The sequence below is a fragment of the Pseudomonas sp. UBA6310 genome (genome assembly GCF_002438225.1).
GTDB classification, from domain to species: domain Bacteria; phylum Pseudomonadota; class Gammaproteobacteria; order Pseudomonadales; family Pseudomonadaceae; genus Pseudomonas_O; species Pseudomonas_O kuykendallii.
In genome coordinates, this window is record NZ_DJTK01000002.1 from 69,611 (window position 1) to 78,552 (window position 8,942).

The 8,942-nt window shown below is 67.2% G+C and carries 7 protein-coding genes and 1 pseudogene; 6 read left to right on the top strand and 2 right to left on the bottom strand.

Annotation, left to right across the window (positions count from 1 at the left end; translation table 11 throughout):
- Positions 1 to 579: 579 nt before the first annotated feature.
- Positions 580 to 666: pseudogene (locus B3E91_RS22135) on the top strand (hypothetical protein); the annotation flags it as partial.
- Between the two features lie 21 nt (positions 667 to 687).
- The gene (locus tag B3E91_RS00485) at positions 688 to 957 is read left to right on the top strand and encodes a hypothetical protein (RefSeq protein WP_287027899.1); all 270 of its coding nucleotides are present in this window, start codon (positions 688 to 690) and stop codon (positions 955 to 957) included.
- A 16-nt stretch (positions 958 to 973) separates the two neighbouring features.
- On the opposite strand, the gene B3E91_RS00490 is transcribed toward B3E91_RS00485, so the two are convergent.
- The gene (locus B3E91_RS00490) at positions 974 to 1,822 is read right to left on the bottom strand and encodes a LysR family transcriptional regulator (RefSeq protein WP_287027901.1); all 849 of its coding nucleotides are present in this window, start codon (positions 1,820 to 1,822) and stop codon (positions 974 to 976) included.
- Between the two features lie 109 nt (positions 1,823 to 1,931).
- On the opposite strand from B3E91_RS00490, the gene B3E91_RS00495 reads away from it, so the two are divergent.
- The gene (locus tag B3E91_RS00495) at positions 1,932 to 2,525 is read left to right on the top strand and encodes a LysE family translocator (RefSeq protein WP_273229631.1); all 594 of its coding nucleotides are present in this window, start codon (positions 1,932 to 1,934) and stop codon (positions 2,523 to 2,525) included.
- Positions 2,526 to 2,589: 64 nt separating this feature from the next.
- On the opposite strand, the gene B3E91_RS00500 is transcribed toward B3E91_RS00495, so the two are convergent.
- Positions 2,590 to 4,617, bottom strand: a complete 2,028-nt coding sequence (locus B3E91_RS00500) for a choline transporter (RefSeq protein ID WP_287027903.1) — start codon at positions 4,615 to 4,617, stop codon at positions 2,590 to 2,592.
- A 332-nt stretch (positions 4,618 to 4,949) separates the two neighbouring features.
- Here B3E91_RS00500 and betI point away from each other — a divergent pair, with 332 nt between their 5' ends.
- The 3 genes from betI to betA form a co-directional block, all read left to right on the top strand.
- Positions 4,950 to 5,528, top strand: coding sequence for a transcriptional regulator BetI (gene betI / locus B3E91_RS00505; RefSeq protein WP_287027904.1), 579 nt, complete (start codon positions 4,950 to 4,952; stop codon positions 5,526 to 5,528).
- A gap of 406 nt (positions 5,529 to 5,934) precedes the next feature.
- The gene (gene betB, locus B3E91_RS00510; RefSeq protein ID WP_287027905.1) at positions 5,935 to 7,407 is read left to right on the top strand and encodes a betaine-aldehyde dehydrogenase; all 1,473 of its coding nucleotides are present in this window, start codon (positions 5,935 to 5,937) and stop codon (positions 7,405 to 7,407) included.
- A 54-nt stretch (positions 7,408 to 7,461) separates the two neighbouring features.
- The coding region (gene betA / locus B3E91_RS00515) for a choline dehydrogenase (RefSeq protein WP_287027906.1) at positions 7,462 to 8,942 on the top strand (1,481 nt) is incomplete at its 3' end.

Here is an 8,942-nt window from a genome sequence, read left to right on the forward strand (position 1 = left end):
GGCGCCCATCGCCGCCGGCAGGACCTTGCTGATGCACAACACCAGCGCGTTCCGCCAATGGGCCTGCGAACCCTTCGCCCTGAGTCGCCAGCACTGGCTGCTGATCTACCACGACCTGACGCGGCACTTCGAACTGCTCGACCTCAGGAATCCGGCGCACGGCGACCACTGGGAGCGGCTGGAACCTGAGGAGCGGCTGGCGTGGTTGGCAGAGCTGGCGGGCCATCCGCTGGCTGCCGAAATCCTTGCGCGGCGCCAGTTGCTCGCCCCGCCCCCGCCGGTCTCGGCGGTCGCCGCCCAGTACGACGAGCTGGCCAGGGACAACGAGCGAAGCGACCTGCACGAACTGAACAACTGGGGCCTGTTCTCGCGCAGCGACTGGCAGGCCTTTTGCCAGAGCTGCGCGCGCTTCATCGGCGTGCAGGACGGCGACCGGGTGTTCGAGGCGGGCTGCGGCTCCGGCGCCTTCCTCCACGCCTTGCAGGCGCACTGGCAGATCGAGATCGACGGCATGGATTTGTCAGCGGAGCTGATCAGGATCGCCCGGTCCCGATTGCAGGCGAGTTCTGGGTGGGCGACATGCAGGACCTCTCCCGCGCGACCGCCAATCACTACGACAAGGTGGTCTCCAACGCGGTGTTCCTCTACCTGCCGTCGCGGGCGGCGTGCGAGCGGGCCGCCCTGGAGATGGTCCGCCTGGCCCGTCCCGGCGGGCTGATCTACATCGGCCTGCTCAACGACCCGGAACGCCTGGGCAGCTACCGCAGCGAGCACCGCCCTTCGGGCAACGCCTTCCTGCGCCGCAGCTTCTGGCACGAACTGGGCGAACGCCATGGGCTGGCGGTGGAAACCGTGGACCAGGACGCCCTCTACAGCAAGGCGGACGGCTACGACGCCCACGCCCGGCTGCGTTATTCGGTGCGCATGCGCAAACCCATCGCGGGCATCGATGGCTGAACCCGGCGCGGCCCGCTCAGGGGCACGCGAGGTGCAGGCGCAGGTGACGAACCAGCTCGTTCGACGCCGCGCTGGCACTGCCCTTGGAGCGCTGCAGCGAGATGGCGACCGGCGGAAGCTCGGGCAATAGCGCCTCGGCGGGAAGGATGTCCAGGGCGGCCGGCACGGTGGATTGCAGCCACACAGACACCGCCAGGTCGCTGCTGACCATCGCCACCGTCGCCTCGAGGTTGCCGTTCTCGAACAGCGTCTTCCATGGCCGGTCCTGCGCCTGCAACGCCGCGATCACCGGCGCGCGGAAGGCGCAGGTCTCGGCCACCATGGACACCGGCAGCGGGGTTTTCAGGTACGCCGAACCGCCCTTCGCGCCGGCCCAGACCAGGCGTTCGAGGGACAGGCATTCGCCGCTGGCCGCCTCGACGCTCTCCTCGACGACGGCCAGGTCCAGCGAGCCGCTGGCGATGGCGCTCTTCAGCTCCGTGGAGGAGCCACAGGTGAGCGACAAATCGACCTGCGGATAGGCCTCCATGAACGACTTGATCGCCGGCGCTATCCAGGCGCCGGCGAGGTCGTAAGGCGCGCCGAGACGCACGCTGCCCTGCACCGCATCGCCTTGCAGGTCCGCCCAGAGCTGATCGTTCAGCGCGAGGATCTGCCGGGCCCTGGCGATCAGCCGCTCGCCCAGGGGCGCGAGCTGGATACCGCCGCGCTGGCGAACCAGCAGCGAGCCGCCGAGCAGGTCCTCGAGCTTCCTCACCTGCTGGCTGACCGCGCCCTGGGTGAGGTGCAGCGCGTTGGCGGCGGCCGTCATGCTGCGTTGGTCAGCCACCACGACGAAGGTTCGCAACAGCACCAGATCGAGCATACGCACTGCCTTTGCCATTAGGGTCTCTAATCCAGCGGATTACGAATATTAGTTTCCATGCTAGAGGGCAATTCGCTATCAAGTCGAGCCCTCTCACGGATATTCCATCATGCTCGACGCGCTGCTTCCGCTGCTCCTGTTCGCCCTGGTCTCCACCATCAGCCCGGGCGGGGCGACCACCCTGGCCACGGCTTCGGGCGCCAACTTCGGCTGGTGGCGCTCGTTTCCGCTGTTGTCGGGCATCTCGTTCGGCCTGGCGAGCATGGCCGCTGCCGCCGCGGCGGGCCTGGGCGGGCTGATCCTGGCGCTGCCGTCGCTGCAACTGGCGATGAAGCTGGTGGGCACGGCCTACCTGCTCTGGCTGGCGCTGCAGATCGCCCGTCGCGGGGCGCCCGGCACGGCCGCCGCCACGGAGAAACCGTCGCGGTTTCTCACCGGCGTATGGCTGCTCTGGCAGAACCCCAAGGCCTGGGCGATGACCCTCAGCGCAGCCGCCTCGTTCGCCGCGCTGACCCGCAGCCCGGAGACGCTGGCGCTGCTGCTCGGTCTGGTGTTCGCGGTGTTTTCGCTGATCTCGCTGGCGATCTGGTGCGTGGCCGGCGTGGTCCTGGCGCGCGCCCTGAAGACCGAGGCGCAGTGGCGCATCCTCAACATGTCCCTGGGTGCGCTGCTGGTCGCCTCGATCGTGCCCATCTGGTTGTGAGCCGCCGGCTTCCAGTGCCGAGGCCTGCGGGGCCCTGAACGAACGCGCAGGCCCTGGCCCGCCTTCACTCCGGGAAGGTCAGCGCGTTGCCCGGTGCCTCGCGGTAGATGTGCAGGAAGTTCAGGTGGCGCTCGTAGTGGTCGAGAATGTCGTTGATCACCTGGTTCTTGCTGTAGTCCATCAGGTCGTTGCCCTGGGTGCCTTCGCGCAGGAAGGTCTCCAGGCGGAAGTAATGCGACTTGCCAGCGCGGGCGCGATAGGTGAAGCCCGGCACCACGTATTCCTGCGGCCAGATCTGGTAGACGAAGTTCTGCTCGTCGCCCAGCAGCACCAGCAGCTCCAGGTGGCTGAGTTTCTCGTCGCCGGTCGGCGGATGTTCGGAGAACTGCACCTTGGCGCCGCGCAGTTCCAGCTCCTGCGCCACTTCCTGCATCGCCGGGCGGCAGACGCTGTCGAGCATCTTCTGCGTGTGCGAGGTGCCGGGGAAATGCATCACCCGCGACAGGCGCTGCTTCCAGTTCAGCGAGGCGTCCACCGACATGCTGGCGAGCGGCTGCAGGTTGCTGGCCTTGCGGTAATCCTCCAGGCGCAGCGATTTGTACAGCCCGGCCATCACGAAGAACATCACGAAGCTGAAGGGCAGGCCCATGATCACCGTGGTGTTCTGCAGCGCGGTGATGCCGTCGGTCATCAGCATGCCCAGGGTAAGCAGGCCGATGGTCACCGACCAGAAGATGCGCAGCCAGTTGGGCGCGTCGCTGTTGATGTCGGCGAGCCGCGAGGTGAAGTTGCCCAGCACCAGCGAGCCGGAATCCGCCGAGGTCACGTAGAACAGCAGCCCGGTGATGGTCGCCACCGAGGCGCTGAGGGTGAAGCCCGGATACTGCGCCAGCAGGCTGTAGACGCCGCGCTCCGGGTGGGCGATGACTTCGTTGGCGAAGTCGAGGTTGCCGTGGAGGATCTGGTACAGCGCGCTGTTACCGAAGATCGACAGCCACAGCAGGGTGAACACGAACGGGATGATCAGCGTGCCAAGGACGAACTGGCGAATCGTCCGCCCGCGCGAGATGCGCGCCAGGAACAGCCCGACGAAGGGCGCCCAGGCCACCCACCAGGCCCAGAAGAACAGCGTCCAGCTGTTCATCCACTCGGTCGGCCGGTCGAAGGCGAAGCTGTTCAGCGTCATGCCGAGGAAGCGGTTGACGTAGTCGCCGATGTTCAGCACCAGCGCGTTGAGCAGGAACTCGGTGTGGCCGAAGAACAGCAGGAACAGCAGCAGCCCCAGCGCCAGCAGCACGTTGAGTTCGGAAAGGATACGGATCCCCTTGTTCACCCCGGAGGTGACCGAGATCGTCGCCATCACCACCGACAGCAGGATCAGCGCGCCCTGCACCGTGAGGTTTTCCGGCAGGTCGAAGAGCACCTTCAGTCCGTAGTTCAGCTGCACCACGCCGATGCCCAGGGTGGTGGCGATACCGAAGATGGTGCCGACCACCGCGGCGATGTCGACGCTGTGGCCGATCGGCCCGTCGATGCGCTTGCCGAAGATCGGGTAGAGCGAGGAGCGGACGGTCAGCGGCAGGTTGTAGCGGTAACTGAAGTAGCCGAGCGCGATGCCCATCAGCGCATACATCGACCAGCCCGTCAGGCCGTAGTGGAACAGCGTCCAGACCATCGCCTGGCGCGCCGCCTCCACCGTCTGCCCCTCGCCTTCGGGCGGCAGCATGTACTGGGTCACCGGCTCGGCCACCGAGAAGAATATCAGGTCGATGCCGATGCCGGCGGCGAACAGCATCGCCGACCAGCTGAGCAGGCTGAATTCGGGTTTGGACTGCTCCGGGCCGAGCTTGATGGCGCCGAAGCGCGAGGTCGCCACGAAGAGCACGAAGACGATGTAGAGCGTGGCCGCCAGCAGGTAGTACCAGCCGAAGGTGGACGACACCCAGCTCAGCACCGCGCTGATGGTTCGCCCCGACACCTCGGTGAAGAACACGGTCATCAGCGTGAAGGCGAGGATCAGCCCCGCGGCGGTGAAGAAGACCACCTTGTTGAGCGAGTCTCTGGGTTTCGTCTGGAGGTCGGTCGAAGGCATGTTTTCCCCTGGAAGGTCCCTTGGATGAGTCGCAGCGCGATCCGTGTCCGGCGTGGCCCGCCGGTGGCCTCCGGCGCCGGAGAGGGGCCTGAGCCGCGATTACCGGGCTGTCGAGCCCGGAAGATAGACGTCTCGTCGGCCGCTTCGTTCAGGCGCGAAGCAGGCGGCGGCGGGCAGGACGTCGCGCGGATCGGCGCTGCGGCGGAGGTAAAATATACTTTTTATTGATTGAACGTTCAATTAAAAACGATTAGATTGAAGGGGTGATGCCATCGGCCGCCGCGTCCGCAGAACACGCCCGGCCACCCGAAACGCCGTGCCAGGAGACGCACATGCCGAAAGTGGGAATGCAGCCGATACGCCGGCAGCAGTTGATCGAAGCGACGCTCGCCGCCGTCAACGAGGTGGGCATGCACGAGGCGTCGATCTCGCAGATCGCGCGCCGCGCCGGCGTGTCCAACGGCATCATCAGCCACTATTTCAGCGACAAGAACGGCCTGCTCGAAGCGACCATGCGCTACCTGCTGACGCATCTGGGCAGCGCCGTGCGCACGCGTCTCGACGCCCTCGCCGACCGCTCGCCCCAGGCCCGCCTGCGGGCGATCGCCCTGGCCAACTTCGACGACAGCCAGACCAACGCCGCGGCGATGAAGACCTGGCTGGCGTTCTGGGCCAGCAGCATGCATCACCCGCAGCTGTACCGGCTGCAGCAGGTGAATAGCCGCCGGTTGTACTCGAACCTTTGCTACGAGTTCCGCCGCTTCCTGCCGCGCGACGAGGCGCGCCTGGCGGCGCAGGGCCTGGCCGGCCTGATCGACGGATTGTGGCTGCGCAGCGTACTCAGCGGTGAACCCTTCGACCTGTCGCAGGCTCTGCTGATAGTCGATCGCTACATCGCCTCGCAATCGTAGGGTGCGCCATGCGCACCGCCGGGCACCCGCGCATTCCCTGGTGCGCACAGCGCACCCTACCGCGACACCGAAACCGTAGGGTGCGCCATGCGCACCGCCGGGCAACCGCGCACTCCCTGGTGCGCACGGCGCACCCTACCGCGACACCGAAACCGTAGGGTGCGCCATGCGCACCGCCGGGCAACCGCGCACTCCCTGGTGCGCGCGGCGCACCCTACCGCACACCGAAACCGTAGGGTGCGCCACGCGCACCGCCGGGCATCCGCGCATTCCCTGGTGCGCGCGGCGCACCCTACCGCGACACCTAAACCGTAGGGTGCGCCATGCGCACCGCCGGGCAACACCGCATTCGCTGCGGCGCACGGCGCGCCCTGCGACCAGCAATCCACCCATGAGAGGAGCCTTCATGTCCCGCTTTGGCGTGCAACAACTCCACATCGACGGTCGCTATCAGAGCAGCAGCGGTAGCGAGACCTTCGAGGCCATCAACCCGGCCAACGGCGAGGTGATCGCCGAACTGCAGGCGGCGACGCGCGCGGACGTCGACCGCGCCGTCGAGGCCGCGCAGCGCGGGCAGAAGGTCTGGGCGGCCATGACCGCGATGCAGCGCTCGCGCATCCTGCGCCGCGCCGTCGACCTGCTGCGCGAGCGCAACGATGCGCTGGCCGAACTGGAAACCCTCGACACCGGCAAGGCGCTTTCGGAAACCACCGCGGTGGACATCGTCACCGGCGCCGACGTGCTGGAGTACTACGCCGGGCTGATCCCGGCCCTCGAGGGCCTGCAGGTTCCGCTGCGCGAGGGTTCCTTCGTCTACACCCGCCGCGAGCCGCTGGGCGTGGTCGCCGGGATCGGCGCCTGGAACTACCCGATCCAGATCGCGCTATGGAAATCCGCGCCGGCCCTGGCGGCCGGTAACGCGATGATCTTCAAGCCCAGCGAAGTCACCTCGCTGACGGCGCTCAAGCTAGCCGAGATCTACAGCGAAGCGGGCCTGCCGGATGGCGTGTTCAACGTGCTCACCGGCAGCGGCGCCGAGGTCGGCCAGGCGCTCGCCGAGCATCCGGGAATCGCCAAGGTCTCCTTCACCGGCGGTGTCGTCACCGGCAAGAAGGTGATGGCCAGCGCCTCGGCCTCGACGCTCAAGGAAGTGACCATGGAGCTGGGCGGCAAGTCGCCGCTGATCGTCTTCGAGGATGCCGACCTCGACCGCGCCGCCGACATCGCGCTGATGGCCAACTTCTACAGCTCCGGGCAGGTCTGCACCAACGGCACGCGGGTCTTCGTACCGCGTGCGCTGCAGTCGGTGTTCGAGGCCAGGGTGGTGGAGCGGGTGAAGCGCATCCGCCTCGGCGACCCGCTGGATGCCCGCGTCAACTTCGGCCCGCTGGTGAGCTTCGCGCACATGGAGTCGGTGCTGCGCTACATCGAGAGCGGCAAGCGCGAAGGCGCGCGCCTGCTGATCGGCGGCGGACGTATGACGGAAGGCGAACTGGCCAGGGGCGCGTTCGTCGCGCCCACGGTGTTCAGCGACTGCACGGACGACATGCAGATCGTCCGCGAGGAAATCTTCGGCCCGGTGATGAGCATCCTCACCTACGACAGCGAAGAGGAGGTCATCCGCCGCGCCAACGACACCGATTACGGCCTCGCCGCCGGCCTGGTGACCCGTGACCTGGCCCGCGCGCACCGGGTGATCCACCGCTTGCAGGCCGGCATCTGCTGGATCAACACCTGGGGCGAATCCGCGCCGGAAATGCCGGTGGGCGGCTACAAGCACTCCGGCGTCGGCCGCGAGAACGGCGTCGCCACGCTGGAACACTACACGCAGATCAAATCGGTGCAGGTCGAGCTGGGCGATTTCGCCTCGGTGTTCTGAACGCCTGCCGGCCCCGCGGGGCCAACCGACACGAACAATGCGAAAGGAGGTTTCATGCAGTACGACTACATCATCATCGGCGCCGGCTCGGCCGGTAACGTCCTCGCGGCGCGCCTGAGCGAAGACCGCGACGTCAGCGTGCTGCTGCTGGAAGCCGGCGGTCCCGACTACCGGATGGACTTCCGCACGCAGATGCCCGCCGCCCTCGCCTTCCCGTTGCAGGGTCGGCGCTACAACTGGGCCTACCTGACCGATCCCGAGCCTCACATGAACAACCGCCGCATGGAGTGCGGCCGTGGCAAGGGGCTGGGCGGATCGTCGCTGATCAACGGCATGTGCTACATCCGCGGCAACGCGATGGACTTCGACAACTGGGCGAAGGAACCGGGCCTGGAAGACTGGACCTACCAGGACTGCCTGCCGTATTTCCGCAAGGCGGAGAGCCGCGACACGGGCGCCAACGACTTCCACGGCGGCGACGGCCCGGTCAGCGTGACCACGCCGAAAGCGGGCAACAACCCGCTATTCGAGGCGATGATCCAGGCCGGCGTGGAAGCCGGTTACCCGCGCACCGACGACCTCAACGGCTATCAGCAGGAAGGCTTCGGCCCGATGGACCGCACCGTCACGCCGAACGGCCGCCGCGCCAGCACCGCACGCGGCTACCTCGACCAGGCCAAATCGCGCCCCAACCTGACCATCGTCACCCACGCCATGACCGACCGCATCCTCTTCGAGGGCACGCGCGCCGTGGGCGTCAGCTACCAGAGGGGCCACCTGAAGGAAGCGGTCAGCGTGCGGGCGAACCGCGAAGTGCTGCTGTGCGGCGGCGCCATCGCCTCGCCGCAGATTCTCCAGCGTTCCGGCGTCGGCCCGGCCGACCTGCTGCAACGCCTTGGCATTGAGCTGGTGCACGCATTGCCGGGCGTCGGCGAGAACCTCCAGGACCATCTGGAGATGTACCTGCAATACAGCTGCACCCTGCCGGTTTCGCTGTATCCGGCCCTCAAGTGGTACAACCAGCCGGCGATCGGCGCGCAGTGGCTGTTCGCCGGCAGCGGCATCGGCGCCAGCAACCAGTTCGAGGCCGGCGGCTTCATCCGCAGCCGCGAGGAGTTCGAGTGGCCGAACATCCAGTACCACTTCCTGCCGGTGGCGATCAATTACAACGGCAGCAACGCGGTGGAAGAGCACGGCTTCCAGGCCCACGTCGGCTCGATGCGCTCGCCCAGCCGCGGCCGCGTGCAAGTGAAGTCCAGGGACCCGCACGAGCACCCGAGCATCCTCTTCAACTACATGTCCAGCGAGCAGGACTGGCAGGAGTTCCGCGACGCCATCCGCATCACCCGCGAGATCATGGCGCAGCCGGCGCTCGACCCGTACCGCGGCCGCGAGATAAGCCCAGGCGTCGAGGTGCAGAGCGACGAACAGCTGGACGCCTTCGTCCGTGAACACGCGGAAACCGCCTACCACCCGTCCTGCACCTGCAAGATGGGCAGCGACGCGATGGCGGTGGTGGACGGCCAGGGCCGGGT

Excerpts from the sequence above, each read along its gene's own strand:
- B3E91_RS00485 (WP_287027899.1), top strand. The coding sequence starts at position 688 with ATGGTCCGCCTGGCCCGTCCCGGCGGGCTGATCTACATCGGCCTGCTC.
- B3E91_RS00490 (WP_287027901.1), bottom strand. The coding sequence starts at position 1,822 with ATGCTCGATCTGGTGCTGTTGCGAACCTTCGTCGTGGTGGCTGACCAA.
- B3E91_RS00495 (WP_273229631.1), top strand. The coding sequence starts at position 1,932 with ATGCTCGACGCGCTGCTTCCGCTGCTCCTGTTCGCCCTGGTCTCCACC.
- B3E91_RS00500 (WP_287027903.1), bottom strand. The coding sequence starts at position 4,617 with ATGCCTTCGACCGACCTCCAGACGAAACCCAGAGACTCGCTCAACAAG.
- betI (WP_287027904.1), top strand. The coding sequence starts at position 4,950 with ATGCCGAAAGTGGGAATGCAGCCGATACGCCGGCAGCAGTTGATCGAA.
- betB (WP_287027905.1), top strand. The coding sequence starts at position 5,935 with ATGTCCCGCTTTGGCGTGCAACAACTCCACATCGACGGTCGCTATCAG.